General features: G+C 38.2%; 20 protein-coding genes, 1 riboswitch and 1 other annotated feature. Of the genes, 9 read left to right on the top strand and 11 right to left on the bottom strand.

Annotation, left to right across the window (positions count from 1 at the left end; translation table 11 throughout):
- The first annotated feature begins 15 nt into the window (after nucleotides 1-15).
- From LG377_RS11230 to LG377_RS11240, 3 genes are all read left to right on the top strand, one after another.
- On the top strand, nucleotides 16-1347 hold the full coding sequence (locus LG377_RS11230) for a right-handed parallel beta-helix repeat-containing protein (protein WP_225744816.1): 1332 nt from the start codon (nucleotides 16-18) through the stop codon (nucleotides 1345-1347).
- A gap of 35 nt (nucleotides 1348-1382) precedes the next feature.
- Entirely contained in the window at nucleotides 1383-1916 is a 534-nt protein-coding gene (locus LG377_RS11235; RefSeq protein ID WP_225744817.1) for a dihydrofolate reductase family protein, read from the top strand.
- Between the two features lie 159 nt (nucleotides 1917-2075).
- Nucleotides 2076-3263: a sugar MFS transporter gene (locus tag LG377_RS11240; protein WP_225744818.1), complete on the top strand. Its 1188-nt coding sequence runs from the start codon at nucleotides 2076-2078 to the stop codon at nucleotides 3261-3263.
- A 64-nt stretch (nucleotides 3264-3327) separates the two neighbouring features.
- On the opposite strand, the gene LG377_RS11245 is transcribed toward LG377_RS11240, so the two are convergent.
- Complete coding sequence (locus LG377_RS11245) at nucleotides 3328-4134, bottom strand: MerR family transcriptional regulator (protein WP_225744819.1); 807 nt, start codon at nucleotides 4132-4134, stop codon at nucleotides 3328-3330.
- A gap of 81 nt (nucleotides 4135-4215) precedes the next feature.
- Between LG377_RS11245 and LG377_RS11250 the strand changes: the two genes are divergently transcribed.
- Both LG377_RS11250 and LG377_RS11255 read left to right on the top strand, forming a co-directional pair.
- On the top strand, nucleotides 4216-4851 hold the full coding sequence (locus LG377_RS11250) for a GNAT family N-acetyltransferase (protein WP_225744820.1): 636 nt from the start codon (nucleotides 4216-4218) through the stop codon (nucleotides 4849-4851).
- 639 nt (nucleotides 4852-5490) lie between these two features.
- Nucleotides 5491-7113, top strand: a complete 1623-nt coding sequence (locus tag LG377_RS11255; protein WP_370632581.1) for a BCCT family transporter — start codon at nucleotides 5491-5493, stop codon at nucleotides 7111-7113.
- 140 nt (nucleotides 7114-7253) lie between these two features.
- On the opposite strand, the gene LG377_RS11260 is transcribed toward LG377_RS11255, so the two are convergent.
- The 3 genes from LG377_RS11260 to LG377_RS11270 all read right to left on the bottom strand — a co-directional run bounded on the left by LG377_RS11260 (nucleotide 7254) and on the right by LG377_RS11270 (nucleotide 9985).
- Nucleotides 7254-7544: a hypothetical protein gene (locus tag LG377_RS11260; RefSeq protein WP_225744821.1), complete on the bottom strand. Its 291-nt coding sequence runs from the start codon at nucleotides 7542-7544 to the stop codon at nucleotides 7254-7256.
- A 119-nt stretch (nucleotides 7545-7663) separates the two neighbouring features.
- Nucleotides 7664-8407, bottom strand: coding sequence for a DUF975 family protein (locus LG377_RS11265; protein WP_225744822.1), 744 nt, complete (start codon nucleotides 8405-8407; stop codon nucleotides 7664-7666).
- A gap of 198 nt (nucleotides 8408-8605) precedes the next feature.
- Complete coding sequence (locus LG377_RS11270; RefSeq protein ID WP_225744823.1) at nucleotides 8606-9985, bottom strand: sodium:alanine symporter family protein; 1380 nt, start codon at nucleotides 9983-9985, stop codon at nucleotides 8606-8608.
- Between the two features lie 406 nt (nucleotides 9986-10391).
- On the opposite strand from LG377_RS11270, the gene LG377_RS11275 reads away from it, so the two are divergent.
- Nucleotides 10392-10943, top strand: a complete 552-nt coding sequence (locus LG377_RS11275) for a GNAT family N-acetyltransferase (protein ID WP_225744824.1) — start codon at nucleotides 10392-10394, stop codon at nucleotides 10941-10943.
- 83 nt (nucleotides 10944-11026) lie between these two features.
- On the opposite strand, the gene LG377_RS11280 is transcribed toward LG377_RS11275, so the two are convergent.
- Genes LG377_RS11280 through LG377_RS11290 form a run of 3 tightly spaced genes read right to left on the bottom strand, consistent with a single transcriptional unit; the run spans nucleotide 11027 to nucleotide 14182 of the window.
- Nucleotides 11027-11854 carry a MetQ/NlpA family ABC transporter substrate-binding protein gene (locus LG377_RS11280; protein WP_225744825.1) on the bottom strand — a complete coding sequence of 276 codons (828 nt, stop codon included), beginning with the start codon at nucleotides 11852-11854 and terminating at the stop codon, nucleotides 11027-11029.
- 19 nt (nucleotides 11855-11873) lie between these two features.
- Nucleotides 11874-13073: an aminotransferase class I/II-fold pyridoxal phosphate-dependent enzyme gene (locus LG377_RS11285; protein ID WP_225744966.1), complete on the bottom strand. Its 1200-nt coding sequence runs from the start codon at nucleotides 13071-13073 to the stop codon at nucleotides 11874-11876.
- Between the two features lie 5 nt (nucleotides 13074-13078).
- The gene (locus LG377_RS11290) at nucleotides 13079-14182 is read right to left on the bottom strand and encodes an iron-containing alcohol dehydrogenase family protein (protein ID WP_225744826.1); all 1104 of its coding nucleotides are present in this window, start codon (nucleotides 14180-14182) and stop codon (nucleotides 13079-13081) included.
- A 59-nt stretch (nucleotides 14183-14241) separates the two neighbouring features.
- Nucleotides 14242-14509 (bottom strand) — a binding site (T-box leader).
- 312 nt (nucleotides 14510-14821) lie between these two features.
- Between LG377_RS11290 and LG377_RS11295 the strand changes: the two genes are divergently transcribed.
- Nucleotides 14822-15367: a cysteine hydrolase family protein gene (locus tag LG377_RS11295; protein ID WP_225744827.1), complete on the top strand. Its 546-nt coding sequence runs from the start codon at nucleotides 14822-14824 to the stop codon at nucleotides 15365-15367.
- A gap of 101 nt (nucleotides 15368-15468) precedes the next feature.
- On the opposite strand, the gene LG377_RS11300 is transcribed toward LG377_RS11295, so the two are convergent.
- The 3 genes from LG377_RS11300 to LG377_RS11310 form a co-directional block, all read right to left on the bottom strand.
- Nucleotides 15469-15870 (bottom strand): hypothetical protein, encoded by a 402-nt coding sequence (locus LG377_RS11300; RefSeq protein WP_225744828.1) that lies wholly within the window; start codon nucleotides 15868-15870, stop codon nucleotides 15469-15471.
- A 14-nt stretch (nucleotides 15871-15884) separates the two neighbouring features.
- Nucleotides 15885-16322 (bottom strand): LytTR family DNA-binding domain-containing protein, encoded by a 438-nt coding sequence (locus LG377_RS11305; protein ID WP_225744829.1) that lies wholly within the window; start codon nucleotides 16320-16322, stop codon nucleotides 15885-15887.
- A 170-nt stretch (nucleotides 16323-16492) separates the two neighbouring features.
- Complete coding sequence (locus LG377_RS11310) at nucleotides 16493-17107, bottom strand: hypothetical protein (RefSeq protein WP_225744830.1); 615 nt, start codon at nucleotides 17105-17107, stop codon at nucleotides 16493-16495.
- A gap of 171 nt (nucleotides 17108-17278) precedes the next feature.
- A riboswitch (SAM riboswitch) is annotated at nucleotides 17279-17381 on the top strand.
- Nucleotides 17382-17457: 76 nt separating this feature from the next.
- On the opposite strand from LG377_RS11310, the gene LG377_RS11315 reads away from it, so the two are divergent.
- Nucleotides 17458-17679: a hypothetical protein gene (locus tag LG377_RS11315; RefSeq protein WP_225744831.1), complete on the top strand. Its 222-nt coding sequence runs from the start codon at nucleotides 17458-17460 to the stop codon at nucleotides 17677-17679.
- Nucleotides 17680-17740: 61 nt separating this feature from the next.
- Here the strand turns inward: LG377_RS11315 and LG377_RS11320 are convergent, their stop codons facing one another.
- The gene (locus tag LG377_RS11320) at nucleotides 17741-18229 is read right to left on the bottom strand and encodes a hypothetical protein (RefSeq protein WP_225744832.1); all 489 of its coding nucleotides are present in this window, start codon (nucleotides 18227-18229) and stop codon (nucleotides 17741-17743) included.
- 146 nt (nucleotides 18230-18375) lie between these two features.
- On the opposite strand from LG377_RS11320, the gene LG377_RS11325 reads away from it, so the two are divergent.
- On the top strand, nucleotides 18376-19032 hold the full coding sequence (locus tag LG377_RS11325) for a hypothetical protein (RefSeq protein ID WP_225744833.1): 657 nt from the start codon (nucleotides 18376-18378) through the stop codon (nucleotides 19030-19032).
- The last annotated feature ends 6 nt before the right edge of the window (nucleotides 19033-19038 follow it).

The raw sequence follows: 19038 nt of genomic DNA on the forward strand, positions 1-19038 counted from the left end.
AAAGGAAGAGATACTTTGAAGAAAGCTTTATCTGTAGTCGGATTGGTCCTCGTTGTTTCAGGGTTCTTTTGGTTTAATCTACGTGATTTCCAAACACCTGCGGACAATGTATCTGAACTCTTTGTTGCCTCAAACGGCGATGACGAGAATCCAGGAACCATTGACGAACCGTTAAAAACTTTAGAAGCTGCCGCAGATCAAGCTGTTGCCGGGACGACTGTGTCTATTCGAGAAGGCACCTACTTTGAATCCCTTATTGTCCAACATAGCGGTACTGCCTCAGGTCCAATCGTATTTCAAGCGTACTCTGGCGAAGAGGTTCATTTAAGTGGTGAACGATTTGAAGATACCCCTGATGACCGTGCATTAGTTAAAATTGATGGATACAATCATATCTCAATAAAAGGACTGACACTTGAAAATCTCTCCACAGATGATCCTGACAAAACGGTCATAGGTATGTTAATCACTGGACCCAGTCAACATATCAAACTCACTGATAATTGGATTGAAAATATTGTGACCACTGCATTTGAAGGAAACGCACATGGAATCGCTGTGTACGGTAACGCATCTATTCAAAATATTGAGATTCATAAAAACACTTTGACCAACCTTAAACTTGGACTGAGCGAAGCACTTGTGGTTAATGGAAATGTCAGTGATTTTTCTATTAAGGAAAACCATATCTATGAAACAGATAATATCGCTATCGATGCTATCGGATATGAAGGTATTGCAGATGATACCAATGAAGATTATGCTCGAGACGGAATTATCAGTGAAAATTTAGTCCACAACAACTCCAGTTATCACAATTCAAGTTACCAGAACGATTATAGTGCTGGCGGAATTTATATAGATGGTGGGCAAGATATCACAATTGAAAACAATACCGTTCACCAAAACGATATCGGTATCGAAGCGACTTCAGAACACAAGGATCGATCAGCCAATCATATAAAAATACTGAATAATGACGTTTACGAAAATACTTATGCAGGTATTTCCATTGGTGGTTATGATGCCGATAGAGGGCGAACAACCAACTCACTGATTTCAGGAAATACATTGACTGATAATGATATGATTGGTCTTGAAGGTGGACAGATCTTATTTCAGTACTATTCTGATTCAAATATAATCGAGTCCAATGAACTGACAGCTTCTTCTGGTTTGTTTATCAGTCATGAATATACAGGAAATACAGATACAATTTTTGAAGATAATCGCTATCACCTTAGCGACGACATTCGTCCTAGATGGTTATGGAATAATAAAGAAGTTTACTCACTAGAAGACTTCCAAAAACTCACGAACAGTCACAATGAATCATTCGTTCCATGATATTGACTAAACTACTTTGAAAAAATGTATGCTCCATGAGTGGAAAAAGAAAAGTCGTTTTGTTTATCGCTACCAGTCTGGATGGTTTTATTGCTACAGAAGAAGAAACGTTAGAATGGTTATTTGAAGTGGAGGGAGAAGGCGATAATGGGTATTCAGCCTTTTACGATACGATTGATACAGTTTTGATGGGCAAAAAAACTTATGATTGGATCTTAAATAATCATCAATTCACGGAATACCCCTATAAAGATAAGCAAAGTTTTGTTTTTTCAAAACTTGAACACAAAAACACTGATGATGTTCAGTTTATAAAAAACGATATTCCACAGTTTATAAATCAGCTGAAAAAGAACAATGGTAAAACTATCTGGTTAGTTGGTGGCGGACAACTTTTTACTTATTTTCTGAAAAATAAACTTGTCGATGAACTTTATGTCACGGTCGCTCCAAAAATTATTGTTACAGGTATTCCACTCTTCAACCCTGGCTCTTATCATGTAGACCTTACGTTGATTGGCACACAGACTTTTAATCAGTTTGTCGAATTGCATTATAAAGTTCTATGAATTTTAACTTGTTGAAAAGAAGCTTTCCGTAACTCTGAAAGCTTCTTTTTTACGTAATTTAAAACAAAGTTTTTACTGCTATCTGGATTGAATTGTGTTACAGTTTTCTTCGTAAGTTAAATTTGATCCGCTTTCAAAATATTTCGTATAGGAGCTTTTATGTATTCATTACTTTTACTGATTATTTATATCGCCTTTATCAGTCTCGGATTACCCGATTCTTTGCTTGGTTCAGCTTGGCCTGTTATGCAAGGAGAGCTCAATGTCCCCGTTTCGTACGCTGGGCTTATCACCATGACGATAGCTGGTGGAACCATTATTTCCAGTTTATTTTCAGACAAACTGACTAAAAGACTTGGTGCTGGTTTAGTAACTTTTTTGAGTGTTCTGACTACAGCTATTGCGCTTTTCGGTTTTTCAATTTCGAGTACGTTCGTCTCCTTAATTTTATGGGCTATCCCTTATGGTCTTGGTGCCGGTGCAGTTGATGCGGCTTTAAACAATTACGTGGCACTCTATTATGGTCCAAAACATATGAACTGGCTTCATTGTTTCTGGGGTGTTGGCGCTTCGATTAGCCCTTACATCATGGGATTTTACTTAACAAGAGGAGACAGTTGGTCTAGCGGCTACCAAACTGTGGGGATCATTCAAGTTGTCATTTCTCTTATTCTACTTTTCAGTTTACCTTTGTGGAGAGGTGGATACAAAAGTATCGAGGACTCTGAGATTGCAGAATCCAAATCACTGACTTTCAAAGAAATTTTCAGACTGAGCGGTATCGTTCCCCTTTTGATCGCATTTTTTGCATATCAGGCAATTGAACAAACTACAGGACTATGGGCAAGTACTTATCTTGTTGAAGCCAGATCAGTCGATCCTGAAACGGCTGCTCAATTCGCTTCGTTCTTCTTTTTAGGGATTACTTTTGGTCGATTTATTTGTGGGTTTATAGCCAATCGATTAGGAGATACAAAGTTAATTAGAATTGGAACAGGTATCTTATTCATTGGAATTCTTTTACTATTTATTCCAACAACTTTCACTGGCTTTGCCCTCTCAGGGCTCGTGATTATTGGGATCGGCTGTGCTCCAATCTATCCCTCGGTTATTCATAGTACACCAGTAAACTTTGGAAAAGCTTATTCTCAGTCCATTATCGGTATTCAAATGGCGGTAGCTTATTTTGGAACAACCTTCATGCCGCCATTATTCGGATGGGTTGCTTCAATCTTGAGTATTCAATTATATCCCGTATACCTTTGCTTCTTTACAATCATCATGTTCATCTATAATGAACGACTGAACACGATCGTAAAAAACCGTTCACTCAAAACAATGAATTAATGCATAAAAAGACTAGTGGGAAAACTGCAAGAATCCGCAGCTTCCCTCACTAGTCTCTTATGTTTTATATTTTTTTGGCGAATTTAACTTGTATTTCCGTAATAAACGCCTCAGGATTTTCATGCACACTTTGATGAATCGGAAATTCGTAGAAGTAACCCGTTAGTTCATACTGATTTTTCGAAGCAAATTTCAAGATATCCTCATACGCTTTGTATAAACCCGCTTCTGCCCCAGTATAAAGCATGCTTAAATAGTTCCCAGCTGGCTTAACAAAGGCCCCCTGAGTTACCTGACCTTTTTCAAGGTAAAAGTAATCGTAGAATTCATCTTTACTATTTTGGATTTTCTTTCGGGTGTGAATCATATAGCCATAGCGATTATTGGTAAATAAATATTTCCCTTCATCATTCAATAACTGATATACAGCATTAAACGTTGTCAAAAGGTCATCTGTTTCCAATACTTCACTTAACGTCAGGTATTCTTCCTGCAATTCAATCTCTTCAATATTAAAGAATCCTCTTTCAGTCATCTTGATTTGTTTTAATTTTCTAGTGGCTAGTTGTCTGATTTCTTTTAAAGATTCAATTTGCTTGTCTAATTCATCAATTTTACTTTCAAGAATCGTTTTGGAATGAGACATGTCCCCATCAATAATTTTTTTAATATCCTCCAGAGGAATTTCCAGTTCTTTCAAAGATAAAATAACAGCTAGGTCCATTGACTTCTCAACTGAATAGTATCGATAACCGTTATCATCCTTAAAGTCAGGAGAAAACAATCCGATCTCATCATAGTAATGTAACGTTCTCTTGTTGATACCTAACAGACTAGCCAATTCCGAAACTTTAAATCTGTACTTTTTCATCCTCTTCCCCCTTGACCTTACAGTAACTGTAGCGTTTATACTTATAGTAATCAATAAACTAGGACGAAGAAAGGTGTTATGATGAAAAAAGTTGTATATAGAGTATTAGAAAAAGGAGATATTCCGTCACTGGTTTCTATTCTAATCAAAAACTGGAAGTTTGATCAAACTCTTTCTGAAAAGAATGCTTACCATATGGGAACCTCTTTTCTAAATTATGAACTAGCTAAATCATCTTATACGGAAGTCGCTGAAGTTGATGGAGAAGTAGTCGGTATGCTAGCAAGTAGTTTTGGTAAAGTCCCTCTAAGTAGCAGACTGTATTTACTGAATGTTTTGGTGCACGGTATTCCTTTATTGCTATCCAAAGAAGGCAGAGCCAGTCTAAGGATTCAAAGAGAAGTTCTTTCAAATGACCAGCAGCTATTTGATCAGTTAGACGAAACTTTTGAAGGAGAAGTTACCTTATTTGCTGTTGGAGAAAAAGCACAAGGCTTAGGGATCGGTTCTGGACTATTCAATCGATTCTTGGAACAAATGAAAAAAAGAAACCTCAATCATTTCTTCCTTTATACGGATACAAACTGTAATTATGGTTTTTACGAACATAAAGGACTAGACAGAATCGCAGAAAAAACCTACTCTATCAAAGCTTCTACAAAATTTGATATGACTTCTTTTATTTATTCAGGAAAAAGAACAAATCTTGAAACCTAACTCCCCGAACAAAATTCAATACCCTATACTCTCGAATTCTACCCATGCACTTAGTGAAGCTAAGTGCATGGGTAGAGTTTTTTCACTTATCTAGGAAGCTACCATTCTATATTTATAACTATTATTATTTAAAAAGTATAGATCCAAAATCCAAGTTATTCTTTAGTGAAAGATAGCCTTCAACATGTTAAAATGATTTAGATATATAGTTAAAGGACATTACTTACGAGAAGAGTGTAAATCAACATGATTCAATAGTAATGACTTGGTTGACTATTGAGTGTTGTTGTATCCTTCTTACCACAAACTAAGAAAGGTTGATAACAATGGACAAAGAAAAAACAAGAAAAAGAAACCCGAAAGAAAAAAGAGGCCACCGAGAGAGCAAACTGAATTCGACAAAAACTCGAATCAGAACGACTTCTAGCCAAGAAGCTTCGTAAAGAAGAAATAGAAGCGCGCAAAGACGCGATCAAGAACAGAGAACGATTCAAAGGTCTTCAAATCAGACCGACTGTTTCTTTATTTGATAAAGAAGGTCGAGAAGAAGTTGGAGAAAGAAACTGGAAAGGCTATGGATTTGATATCCATCCTGAAGTTACGATTCCTTCGGCAATCATACTCGCTATTTTTATTGCAATAACGCTATTATTCCCTCAACAGGCTGAAACATTTTTTGTAAATACACTCGATGTTATTTCTAGTAACATGGGATGGTTTATGATTTTCGCAGCTAATATTTTCATTGTCGCAGGATTGTACTTTGCATTCAGTCGTTACGGATCCATCGTCATTGGTGGAAAAAAAGCAAAACCAGAGTTCTCTCGTTTTGCCTGGTACGACATGCTACTAAGCGCTGGTATGGGAATCGGGTTACTGTTCTGGAGTGTTGCAGAACCGATTAATCACCTAGGTAACCCTTCTCCAATGTTTGACTCTGTGGCTCCGAATTCGCCTGCTGCTCAGTCAGCTATGGCTTCTACATTCTTCCACTGGGGTATTCACCCTTGGGCGATCTACGCTGTCGTTGGACTCGGACTAGCCTTCTTTTCTTATAATAAAGGCTTACCCTTAACGATTCGCTCTCTTTTCTATCCGTTGATTGGAAATAAAATCTACGGATTCTGGGGAAATATTATCGATATCCTTTCAGTGCTCGCTACATTGATGGGACTCGCAACATCACTTGGTCTTGGTGTTTCTCAAGTGAATGCTGGGCTAAACAATTTGTTTGGAATCAGTATTAATACGACTGTCCAAGTTATTTTGATCGTTGTGATTACTGGTTTTGCCACGATTTCCGTTATTATGGGATTAGATGGCGGTGTTAAACGTCTAAGCGAAATCAATATGGTTCTAGCTGGTGTTTTCTTGCTATTCGTATTGATCACAGGTCCCACTGTTTATATCTTAAGTGGGTTCACTCAAAATATTGGCTACTTCGCGGCAAACTTTATCGAAATGAGTACTTGGACTGAAACCTTCAGGGACAGTAACTGGCAAAGTACCTGGACGATATTCTACTGGTCTTGGTGGATTTCATGGTCACCATTCGTTGGTATGTTTATCGCACGCGTTTCAAAAGGACGTACGGTTAAAGAATTTATTGTTGGGGTTGTTTTGATTCCAACGGCCATCTCTTTCGTCTGGATGAGCGTATTCGGTGGAACAGCCATCTTCCAAGAAATGAATGGTATCGCTGATTTAGCATCCGCTGTTGCTATTGATGAGTCACTTGCCTTATTCGCAATGGTTGAAAGCTTACCTTACCCTCAAATTCTATCATTTGTCGGAATTGTATTGGTTATTGTTTTCTTCGTTACTTCCGCAGATTCTGGTTCATTGGTTGTCGATCACTTAACTTCTGGTGGTAAATTGGATTCTCCAATTCCGCAACGTATTTTCTGGACTGCTATTGCAGGGGTTATCGCAGCTACACTACTTGTTGGTGGTGGATTATCCGCTTTACAGACAGCTTCGGTGATTACCGGCTTGCCGTTCACCTTTATCTTGCTCGCAATGATCTATTCTCTCTATTTAGGTCTAAGACAGGAATTCTTGATTGAACGAGCAGTTAACCAAAAACTACAAAGAGTTACAGATGATCACATCATCAATGAAGTCATTCAAACACGCGTTCAAGACGAAGCGCTTGTCGAAGCAGTTGCTGAAAAATTAGCTGAAGAAGAACGATCTAAATCAGGAAAATCATCAGTGACTGTTAGCGAAAAAGAACAAGAAGAGTTAAATAAAGATCAATAAAAAACTAAAATACCAGAAGTCAGCTTAACTGCTAACTTCTGGTATTTTTTGTATTCAATCCTTGAATGACTCAATTGTTTTATTTCGTAGATATACTCAAACTTAAAAAAACACCCATTAATATAGACAAGATAGGCGTGCTAAATATCAGATAATAATCTATATTTCTCAAGACTCCATTCGCTACCTACAACTAACTCTTCACTGGATTGATTTGTAATCTTAATGTTTAAGAGAAATTCATCGAGTTCTTCTTCTTTCAAGACCATCCCATCTTCCTTTATGGATACGTCCAAACAATTCTCAATCACTGTATCCGTAACGATTTTTGAATGATCAATTTGATTGAAACTGTATAAGAACTCTCCTTCTTCATTTCCAGCACATCCACTCAGCACTATCAATCCAAATAAAGCCATCAATAGTTTCATGATCATTCTCTCCTATCCGTTTTGATTTATCTGTCAGGAAATGAAAGCGTATATTACATAGGTAATCGACTTTACTACTACAAGGTTTCACTTTTCAATACCGACTCTACCCTTATAGATTAAAATTCTTCATCCCACTCAGGTTGCGTTTCTTCAAAGACGTAATGATTTTCTGCACGAATTTCTTCGTAGAAAAGCGCAGCTGCAACATTATAGCGCGGAATATTTCTGATAGCTAAGATAAGCGGGCCCACTACTGTAATAGTGAACATTACTAGGGCAACCAAAGAAATAAACATTGCAGTACCACCTTCATAGGCACCATCAGGCAAGAAAGCAGTACCAACTATCGCGATAGTCAATACTAGTATATACAACAAAGCAGGCGGTAATGCGTAAGTTAAAAAAAGGAAGAATAGAGATTTCTTATGCCCGTCCATCATTCTACGACTTTCCGTAATCGCATCAATGGGTCTAATAAAAGCGTCGTCTTTCATTATATAAGGTGTCATCGCATAAGAATACTGTTTGATGATACCAGGAATCGTAAACAAGAGTGCCCAGAGAAAAATAAATACTTGTATAAGCAAAGAACCTGCGAAATAGCGGATACCATTATTTCTGATTTCATCAATCACGTATGCTCTAATAGATATTTTTTCGTCTCGCACAAGTTTTAAATGCATACTGGCTACTAAAAAAGGAACGATTCCAGCGATTAAGCCAATCAAAATTGCAAGTGTATAGGCCGAAATGAAACGTTCAAATAAAATGGGAATGATAATTGCACCAAGTAATACTACGTATATAAGAATCGGTGGTATGATGACTGAACCGTATGTAACCAAACGGTTCTTTTTCACGATTTCGTTTGCTTTACTTCTGATAATTTCCGTATTGATAAGCTACCACTCCTAATTTTAATTGAATGACTAACTACTGTAATAGTATCACTCACATAATACAAAGTTTCAATCATATCCTTTTGATAGTCTTATTGTACCCTTCTACAGAAAAAAAGAACCCCTAAATTAGAGGTTCTCCGTCAATTTCTTATTAAATTATTTCTGCGTCTCTTCTTTTTCGTAGATTCCGCCCTTGCCGAAATACTCTTTGGTCAGTTTAACAATAACCGGACTCAAAATAAGAAGACCAATCAAGTTTGGTAGAGCCATCAAACCATTCAAGGTATCTGCTAGCGCCCATACTGCACGCAGACCGCCAACTGATCCTACAACAATCAATGGCAAGTAAACGAGACGATAAACAATGATCGATTTCGGTCCAAACAAGAATTCCATACAACGTTCTCCGTAATAGGACCAGCCTAGTAGCGTTGAGAAAGCAAAGAAAATCAGGCCAAACGTTACAACATATCCGCCGTACGCCAGTCCTTCTTCAAAGGCCGCAGTAGTTAGTGGTGCACCGTCTAGTCCTGTATCATAAGCTCCTGTCATCACGATAACAAGTGCTGTGATCGTACATAAGACAAGCGTGTCTGCAAAGACTTCAAAGACGCCCCACAGCCCTTGTCTAACAGGATGATCTGTTGTCGCAGCCGCATGCGCAATCGGTGCGCTACCAAGTCCAGCTTCATTTGTGAAGACTCCTCTAGCTACACCATAGCGGACAGATAACATAATAGAAGATCCAACGAATCCTCCTGTTGCTGCTGAACCTGTGAAAGCATCATGGAAAATAATTCTAAATGCTTCAGGTACTAATGTGATATTCAGTAAAATGATACTGACCCCACCAATAATATAAATGGCAGCCATGAAAGGTACAATGATTTCAGTAACCTTCCCGATTGACTGAATACCACCTAGAATTACCAGTGCTACTAAAACAGCTAACACGACTCCAGTAATCAACGGATTGATTCCAAAAGTCGCATTCAATGAATCCGCAACGGAATTCGATTGAACCATATTTCCAATCCCAAAGGTTGCGAGTGTTCCAAATGCCGCAAAAACAATCGCGAGCCATTTCATGTTGGCACCTTTCGTTAGGTAGTACATCGGCCCCCCAACGAAGCGACCATCTTCTGTCTTTTCACGGTACTTGATAGACAAGACAACTTCCCCATATTTCGTTGTCATTCCAAACAAGGCAGCGATCCACATCCAGAAAACCGCACCTGGTCCACCGATTGCAATGGCTGTTCCGACACCGGCAATATTTCCTGTACCAACTGTCGCAGCTAAAGCCGTTGAAACAGCTTGAAACGCTGTAATTTCTCCTTCACCAACTTGGTCTTTACTGAAGATTTTGAAAAATGTCTGTCGGATGATATATCCAAATTTTCTAAAAGAAATAAATCCTGTAAAAGCCGTCAAGAAAATCCCTGTTCCAAAAATCAATAGTAAAAACGGCCATCCCCAAACAAGGTTGTTCACGAACTCGTTCACCTTCATAACCTGTTCCATAAACCCTTCCATACCCAAACCCCTTTAACATCATTCTCATTTATAATTCATAATAATACCACATTATAGACCGTTGGTGTTGGGCAATTTCACTAAAATATAAAAGATCACGTTTACATTTTATAGTTATTATTGTCAGATATCTTTCATTGATGTTCTCTTTTAATAGAATACAGTAAAACAGCATTATAAAATGTTAACACTCATTCGCTCTTCTCAGTCTTTAACGACGGAAGAAGCTTAATCAAGATCAACTGATTCATTATGGTATATCATTGATCTCAAAAACAATTACTGAACACTATTTGCAATTAAACGGACTTTAAGATTAAATGGTAGTTATCAATATTATAAAAGTTTATGAATGGAACTAGCATACATAAACATGCACACTAAACAAACGTTTAAGGAGATTATTATGACAAAGTATATTGGATTAACTATTGAAGAGAACTTGGATTTAATTGTTCCAGAATTAAGTATGGCGGATGAACTTTTCCAGTTAGTTGATTCTGACAGAGAGCATATCAGGTCTTTCTTGAGTTTTGTAGACAGTACTGTTGATGTAAGCAACCAGACAGACTATATCAAACTAAAACTGACCGGCGCAGCTAATGGAACGGACAAATTATTTCTTATCTTCAAAGACAATAAAATCATCGGATGTATTGATTTACACCGAATGGACCTCACTAATAAAAAAGCAGAAATCGGATATTGGATCCACTCAAGTCAGGCTGGTCAAAATATTATGTCTAAAGCGGTAAATAGAATCTGTACTTATGCCTTCGAGGCACTCGATTTAAATAAATTAGTCATCTTTGCTGATGTCGAAAATATTGCTAGTAACAAAGTCGCTTTAAAATCAGGCTTCAAATTGGTTGGGGTCAAGGTACAAGATATGATTATGTATGATCAGTATAGAGATATGAATGAATATTATCTTTTAAAGTCCGATTTTCTAAATTAACTACAAAACCCTCCAAAAGTCAGAGTCTTCACTCAGCTTTTGGAGGGTTTTGCATAGTTATCTTTTTTGAAATATTTTCTACTCTACCAAGCAGGTACCAACGCGCCTTTGAAGGTTTCTTCGATGTACTGCTTGATCTCTGGTGTTTTGTAGTATTCAACGAATTGTGCGAGAGCTTCATCATCTTGGTCTTCTGTACGAGAAACGATGTAATTCACTTGTACAAGGTCATCAACGTCTTCCATGAAAATACCAAATTCTTGTGGATCGATTCCGGCATCCAAGATAAAGTTGGAATTGATCCCTGCTGCGCCAACATCCTGTAGTTGAGACGGAAGTTGCGCGGCTTCTGATGTGACGAAATCTAAGTTCAACGGGTTCTCTACGATATCACTTGTCGTTACTTCGACACCTGATCCTTCTGGTAATGTAATCAGACCTGCTGCGTTAAATAACTGTAGGGCACGTCCTTCTTGGGTTGGTGAGTTCGGAATACCAATCACGTCCCCTTCTTGGATTTCGCTGACGTCATCATATTTTTCTGAGTAAATTCCCATTGGAATGGTTAATGTTGGTTCGATTTTTGCTAGATCATAGCCACTTTCTTCTACTACAGTATCTAAAAAGATGCCAGTTTGAAAAGAGTTTAAATCTATTTCACCATCTGCTAGTGCTGCGTTTGGCTTCACGAAATCTGTAAAAGAAACGATGTCGATTTCAAAGTTATCTTCTGCGGCTAGCTTTTTCACTTCATTCACGATATCCTCATGCGGTCCAGCCGTTACACCAACTGTCAGGACCCCATCATCAAGTAAGCCTTCCGATTCTGCAGATCCTGATTCTTGTCCACCGCATCCTGTTAAAATGGCTCCGATTGCTACTGTTGTTAAAATACCCCATGTTTTTCTCATTTTATTATCCCCCTATTTTTTAGTCGCTTATATTCTGTTGATTGATATTGATAAATGGTGCGAGCTCTCTGATGCGTTTTGCAGCTTCTTTTAAAGTTTCATCCGATTGTGATAAGCCGATGCGCACATAGCCTTCACCTAGACTGCCGAATCCATCTCCAGGTGCCACAAGTACGCGTGCATTGTGTGCCAGATAATCCATAAACGCCTCTGAAGTTAATCCGTCAGGTACTTTCAGCCAGATATAAAATGATCCTTTTGGCTTATTGAGTTCTAGTCCGGTATCCCTTAAGGCTTCTAAGAAGAAATTTCGGCGCCTTTCATAAATGGCTGTTAATTCTCGTACAGAAGACTGATCTCCCGTTAGTGCTTTGGCTGCGGCTCTTTGGATGCCTCCGTAATAGCCACATCCTGTGTGATCCTGCAGAAGATTGATCCCTTCAATCACTGAAGCATTTCCGACCGCAAAGCCCATACGCCAGCCAGCCATATTGTGTGACTTTGATAAAGTGAAAAATTCAATCCCGGTGTCTTTTGCACCCGGCGTCTGTAAAAAGCTCAATGGTATTTCTCCGTCAAAACCGATCGTTCCGTAAGCGAAGTCGTGTGCCACGCAGATACCATGTTGTTTGGCGAAGTCTACTGTCTCTGAAAAGAAATCCGCCGTAGCCACTGCAGCTGTTGGATTATTGGGATAATTCAGAAACATTAGCTTGGCTGCCTCAGCGCTCTCTTCGTCAATCGAATCATACCTAGGTAGAAACGCATTTTCCTGAAGTAAAGGCAGTTCTTTGATCTTGGCGTCTGCGAGTCCGATGCCAGACAGATAATCTGGATAAGAAGGATTCGGTAAGAGGACGGTGTCTCCTGGGTTTAAGAGGCACTGGCTGATTTCGACGATGCCGGCTTTTGAGCCATGTAAGATGGCGACTTCTGTTTGGGGATCCAGGGTGATCTTGTATTCTCTTTTGTAATACTCTGCTACGGCTTCTTTCAAGTAGTCGAATCCTCTTGCCGGTCCGTATTGATCGTTGACTGGGTCGCTGGCTGCGTCTTTGAGTTCATCAACGATAAATCCCGGTGCGGGCAGATCCGGATTTCCAACGCCCAAATCTATTACGTCTTCGTATTGATTTTTGATTTCATTTTTTCTTTCCGCTAGGTAGGAAAAGTATTGTCTGGGTAGTCGTTTCAGAGTTTCTGATGGTTCAAAATTCACCATAGTTAGACCTCCGTTCTTAATTTCATGTAGGCTTCCAGTGCTGTCATCGCTTGATGCAGTTCGTCTTGGGTAACCGGATAGCCGGAGCTAACCAGTGTCTCGTCTTGCTTGATTTGACGGGCGAATGTATTGATTTGCTCATCCGTTAAATGTCCTAGTTTTAAGTCCTTGAGTGATTTCGGTAAGTTTAGTTCTGTATAAAAAGTGCTCAATTGGTCAATTTCATCCCATTTATGCTCAACGGCTAATTGAACCAGTACGCCATAAGCCACTTTTTCGCCGTGGAGATACGCATGTGATTCTGGAAAGATGGTGATTTTATCATGGACTGCGTGCCCGATTGTAGTTCTGGCATAGCTGTCCCCGAGTCCGCCAACTAATCCACTGATCGCGATGATTGTTTCAACGATTTGTGTGAATGCCGGTGTCAGTGATTGTGTCTGGATATCTTCTACCGCTTGAAGTCCGTGCTGAACGATATTGTCTCTACAATTCAACGCAGCTGCTCGTGCCATCAGCAAGAAGGCATTGGTCTGATGTTCTGGCTGAGACAAGATTACGTCCGACTCGTACCACTTCGCAAGTGTGTCTGCCACACCTGCGATAAAGTAATTCACAGGAGAATTCAGAATCAGTTCCGGTTCAATCAATAAAATCCCGACTTGTTCGTTATGGATATCAAAACCGAGACAAACGCCTTCGTCATCGTACATCACACTCAGTGGCGTCCATGGTGCACAGTTACTCGCTAGTGTTGGTAGGAGAATTGACTGCACGCCAGAAACCTTGGCCGCTGCGTATTTGACTGTGTCACAAAGCTTTCCACCACCTACTCCAATGATGACATCTGCATCTATTTCTTGAGCAAGTTCCGCGATACGGTCCACTTCTGCATAGGTACATTCCCCATTAAAGAGACTCAACTCATAGTCAATCTCACTTTCAAATAAGGTATCCAAGTAAGGTTTTGCGACATTCCAAGACTGTGTACCATGAATCAAAACGACTTTCTTATAGTGATGCGTAGTTAAACGATCTGTAATGGTCTCTAGCACCCCAACTCGACATTCATATTCTTGCGGTCCTGTTCTAACGACTAATGACATTTCAACGTCCTCCCAGCTTTTGAAAACAAAAAAATCCGCCCTCGCACAAATAAACTTTGTGCAAGGGCGGAAGATAAAATTCTTTCGCGTTACCACCTTGATTCATAGTCACTTCTCAGTGACTACCTTAACCAGTGCGTTCAGCCTTAAAGGCTTACTGATACTGTGGCGCTTTATCGGGCGCACCCGTAATGGTCTGACATTCACTGAACCTTCGACCATTTCACTCCAAGACCATCTTCCATTCCTTTTCTGATACCTCATCTCACCAACAGAGGCTCTCTTTGATCATACTCCAGCATGTACTCTTCTCTTCAATGTGACCTACATTTTAATAATACTCTAATCATTTGTTCATTTTCATAATAGTAACAGGTGGCGAAAAAATTGTCAAATAGAGATTTATTATTTATGATTTTAAAAGTATTAGACTTTCGTCGTATTCAATCAATAGATTTTCGTTACCTCTACTCCTGTTATAAACAATCCAACTAATGGTCTATATAGATCGTCTAATACAAGATACGTTTCTATTTTAGCTCTTCGTATTATGGTAAAATAAGTACAACTAATTTTCACCGAATTTAGTCGATCGCATTATTAAAATCTTAGAATTCACTGGAAAGGAATAGATTATAAATGAGAGCATTGATCAATATTGATTACACAAATGACTTTGTCGCTAAAGACGGCGCCTTAACAAGTGGCGAACCTGGACAGGCGATTCACGATAAAGTTCTGTCTCTAACAAAAGAATTTTACGAAGCTGGGGATTTTGTTGCTTTTACAATTGATAAGCATACTGAAAACGATCCTTATCACCCTGAAACCAACTTGTTTCCACCTCACAACATTGAAGGAACTGATGGACGTCTTCTTTATGGTGATCTAGAAGCTTATTATCAACAAATCAAAGACAAAAAAACTGTTTATTACACAGATAAAAGACGCTACAGCGCCTTCAACGGTACCGATTTAGAAACAAAGCTAAGAGAACGCAATATCACAGAAGTTCACTTAGTTGGTGTCTGTACAGATATTTGTGTTCTGCACACTGCAGTAGATGCTTATAATAAAGGCTTTTCGATCGTCGTACATCAAGATGCAGTCGCAAGCTTTGATCAACCTGGTCACGAATGGGCACTTAGACATTTTGAAAATACGCTTGGTGCAACAGTGATTTAATTCAATAATTATAATAAAAAGTCTCCTCAACTTTAATAACAGGAGACTTTTTACTTATTCTCTATTTTTCGCTGATAAAAGTTAAATTCGTAATATTCTTTTCATTCTCCTAACCGTTCATTTATCGCAGCTGCCAATTGCTCCAGTTCAAATTTCTTTTTTCGAATACTTAAGGCATACACACTAGAGAAAATCACGATATTGAATAGCACAACTTCCAGTGTAGGCATGTATCCCAATAATCTACCGATTAAAAGTAAGCCACCAAATTGCGTAGCGCAGTTAGCTACGTGGAAAGCAAAACTAGATTTAAAGTTAAAATGCGATATCCCGTAAGAAATTAAAGAAAGTCCTAGCGTAAAAATAGCTGTTGTGAGAATGAAAATAGTCATATCTCCCACTTCAAGTACATTCATCACGCTCAGTAGAGTCACCGAAAGAACAATCACGCTAAAAACAAATGTCATTGTATTCAAATAATAAGATAAAAATTGTTTGCTCATTACACTCTCTCCTTTTATAGATTCAGATATGCCTTAACATCTTTGATATAATGGCGATTGATCACTAGCTTTTCATGATTTTTCAGGTGTGCTTCTAAGCGGTAATTAGGCAATGGACGAACACTTTCTAGATGATCCATATTCAGTAAAACACTTTTACTGATGCGTACAAACGATGTTTCTTGTAGTCGTTTTTCTAACTGGTATAGCTTTTCTTTGTTTTCAAGCACCTTTGATTCAGTATAAAGAAATGTTTTATTCTCCACTGTCTCCAAGTAATAAATATCGTTACTCTCTACTACATATTCGTGATCATCCATCACACCTTTTAGTTGCAAATCACTTTCTTCTATGACATCTATAATTTTCTGGACGCGTTTATCAAAGACGCCATATGTAATATTCACGAGTGTTTCTTTCAAGCTTTTATCTTCGACTAACTTCAGCTTCATAACAACTTCCCTCTTTTCTATAATTTCAGTCTACCTAGCCCGAGAGTCTATTTCAATCGAATTTAGGCGAGCTGCATAAAACTACATTTAAGTTACATTGTTAACAAAAAAGAGCCTACTATAGATTAATCTATAGCGACTCTTTGATAAAAAATATATACCAGATTAAACTATCGTCCTCTTTTGATCATAAATATTCCCATTCCTAAAATAACTAGCCCAATGATATATCCTGAAATGCCTATATAGAGGGATATGCGGTAATCAGCATTCGTAAACGATACTAATGTCAGTTGGGTCAAATGTATGGAAATCAGTGATGAAGTCATATTAATGAACTTTAGTGCCTCTGCCAGTATGTCGCGCTCCATTCTAGCGGTCACGATTCCGGAAAAGGAGATAATCAACTCGAATACTGTAAACAGTGCAACTAAAATCCCTACAAATTTGGGATAAACAATCATATTGTAATTCGGATGAAACAGCCGCACACAATAAATGGTAAAAATGAAGCTGATTGCAATAATAGAATAGCCGATAATTTGATACACTTTCTCTGCATCTAAAGACTGCTGACTTTCGTCTTTATGGGTATTGAAAACTAAAAATTTAGCTCTAACGATCATAATGTTATAAAAAGAATGGATAAAAAGAAAGACAGAGAAGCTGACAACACTAGTCAGTATCTTAACAATAGCAAATACAGTATGCGTTAAAATTGAAAATTTCACCCATTTAAATGGGTTACCTCTTTCAAGAATGAAGTCCGTACCTCTTTGAATCATCTTATCCCTCCTTTTCAATAAATAACCACCAGTAGAAAAGCACCTTTTACTAGCATATCATAAATATTTGTCAATTTAGAATAAAATTCAACAATTAAACAGATACAGATTTATAACGAAGTAGTGACTCTTGAGTTTTTGTGCTATACTTTTCCTACAATAGAATAGCATCGCTTATTAAGAGCAAGTGGAGGGAATTGGCCCGATGAAGCTTCAGCAACCGACCTTAAGGCACGGTGCTAAATCCAACAAGTGTACACTTGGAAAATAAGACCCGTATTCAGGCGCACACTTCTCATTAATTAAGTGACGCTTTTTTTTATTGCAAAATAAAAGGAGATGTTAAGGTAATGGAAGTAACGTTAAAGAAAGTCAGACACTATTTTGAGGACCACAAGAAAGAACTGCTTGAAAAGCAAGCCTATTGGGAGAAACTCGACCCTCGGCCACACGCAGTCGGTGTTTTTCAGCGAAGAAAGAGATTAGTCTGGTTTGAAGAGGTGCTACCTAAAGTAGAAAGTGCTCTTGAACTGATAAAAGAACTAGATGATAAAAAACATTTAACAGAGTAAAACGTTAAGAAGCAGGTACGCAAATGTGCGCACCTGCTTCTTATTTGATCTTATATGCGCGTTATCTCTTGATAAGCAAACACTGCGGTTTGTCATAAGCTTTATCCCAGTGTAAGAAAGCTAGATCCGCTATGGATAACCGACTTGCTTTAACGGTTTTTATTTCAGCCTCATCGCGCACATTTAACCAAATATCCCAAACTTCTAACTCGTCATTGTGCTTAAGTTGTTCCTTCAAATAGTCTAGTAACTGTGCTGCTCTTTTTTCTGTATATTTCCATTCAATACCTGTTAAGAAAAGCTTATTAGAATATTCTTCAGCATAATCACTAGGTGATTGATCTCTATACAAAACTAGTTCGTCGAAAGATTCTTCTGTAGGATAATATAAAACAACTTTCTCATTTCTATCAACAGCCTTTCCTTTCAACAGGCTCTTGTCCACTTTCATCTTCCGCTTGATCATATCGTTAATGGATAAATATTCTTCATAAGGATTCTTTACTTCTGGTAGCGGCTTGTTACTGGCGATAAATTGATAGGAACTCATCTGTTTTCTCCTAACTGATTCATTTTCACTACTATATTTTACTCACGTATACTTTGCAACTGACCTTTTTATTGCATACAATAGAAGGAGTGGAAAATCTTATTGGTGGCAATGATATAGTCGTCACTAAAACATGGAGTGAGTATATGAAACCTTTTTTTAAGTCAGTCTTTATTTTGAACATTGTCTCGTTTTTACTTAGTATTATTTATCTGATCATTCCTATGAACTCTATTCTGGCGAATGGTTATGGGATTCTATTAATTGCGACGCTGATTAGCAATGTCATTGCTAGTACGATTGGAAGTCGTTACAAACCTTTGGATATTATCTACCTACTATTATCCAGTATCGGATTTGTTGCTGTAATGCTTTTAAATACAGTTGCTTCAATATCTCCTACTAATGAATCGTCTAGAAGTTTGGTGTCGATTGGGATGCTTTTTCTGATGATGATTTTAGGAATGATCATCACGAGTAAACCGCAACTCTATTCTGTTCGTCCTGTTCACAGGGCCTACTCCCTGAATAATCAGTCCAAAAAGAAAACAAAGAGAGTTTTAAAATGGATTCTAGCTGTAATCATTGCACTATGCCTACTAGTCGGTACTTTTTTAGCATTCATTATGGTGACAAACAGAGATGTAGGCTTACTACAAGTTGTCCTATCTCAGTATAGCTTGTTTTATGGCTTCATCTTTCTTAGTCTGACAGGTTTATTGTTGAAAGTTTTAAGTATCAATATACGTTCAATGCCAGGATGCTTTTATCCTTTTTCGGCTTGTCTTTATTCGCCTTTTTAAGCTTGC

It is taken from the genome of Marinilactibacillus sp. Marseille-P9653 (assembly GCF_916618885.1).
Taxonomy (GTDB): domain Bacteria; phylum Bacillota; class Bacilli; order Lactobacillales; family Carnobacteriaceae_A; genus Marinilactibacillus.

Excerpts from the sequence above, each read along its gene's own strand:
- LG377_RS11310 (WP_225744830.1), bottom strand. The coding sequence starts at position 17,107 with ATGATTCAAAGAGGTACGGACTTCATTCTTGAAAGAGGTAACCCATTT.
- LG377_RS11300 (WP_225744828.1), bottom strand. The coding sequence starts at position 15,870 with ATGAGCAAACAATTTTTATCTTATTATTTGAATACAATGACATTTGTT.
- LG377_RS11250 (WP_225744820.1), top strand. The coding sequence starts at position 4,216 with ATGAAAAAAGTTGTATATAGAGTATTAGAAAAAGGAGATATTCCGTCA.
- LG377_RS11270 (WP_225744823.1), bottom strand. The coding sequence starts at position 9,985 with ATGGAAGGGTTTATGGAACAGGTTATGAAGGTGAACGAGTTCGTGAAC.
- LG377_RS11325 (WP_225744833.1), top strand. The coding sequence starts at position 18,376 with ATGAAACCTTTTTTTAAGTCAGTCTTTATTTTGAACATTGTCTCGTTT.
- LG377_RS11240 (WP_225744818.1), top strand. The coding sequence starts at position 2,076 with ATGTATTCATTACTTTTACTGATTATTTATATCGCCTTTATCAGTCTC.
- LG377_RS11280 (WP_225744825.1), bottom strand. The coding sequence starts at position 11,854 with ATGAGAAAAACATGGGGTATTTTAACAACAGTAGCAATCGGAGCCATT.
- LG377_RS11295 (WP_225744827.1), top strand. The coding sequence starts at position 14,822 with ATGAGAGCATTGATCAATATTGATTACACAAATGACTTTGTCGCTAAA.
- LG377_RS11275 (WP_225744824.1), top strand. The coding sequence starts at position 10,392 with ATGACAAAGTATATTGGATTAACTATTGAAGAGAACTTGGATTTAATT.
- LG377_RS11235 (WP_225744817.1), top strand. The coding sequence starts at position 1,383 with ATGAGTGGAAAAAGAAAAGTCGTTTTGTTTATCGCTACCAGTCTGGAT.
- LG377_RS11315 (WP_225744831.1), top strand. The coding sequence starts at position 17,458 with ATGGAAGTAACGTTAAAGAAAGTCAGACACTATTTTGAGGACCACAAG.
- LG377_RS11260 (WP_225744821.1), bottom strand. The coding sequence starts at position 7,544 with ATGAAACTATTGATGGCTTTATTTGGATTGATAGTGCTGAGTGGATGT.
- LG377_RS11320 (WP_225744832.1), bottom strand. The coding sequence starts at position 18,229 with ATGAGTTCCTATCAATTTATCGCCAGTAACAAGCCGCTACCAGAAGTA.
- LG377_RS11245 (WP_225744819.1), bottom strand. The coding sequence starts at position 4,134 with ATGAAAAAGTACAGATTTAAAGTTTCGGAATTGGCTAGTCTGTTAGGT.
- LG377_RS11290 (WP_225744826.1), bottom strand. The coding sequence starts at position 14,182 with ATGTCATTAGTCGTTAGAACAGGACCGCAAGAATATGAATGTCGAGTT.
- LG377_RS11305 (WP_225744829.1), bottom strand. The coding sequence starts at position 16,322 with ATGAAGCTGAAGTTAGTCGAAGATAAAAGCTTGAAAGAAACACTCGTG.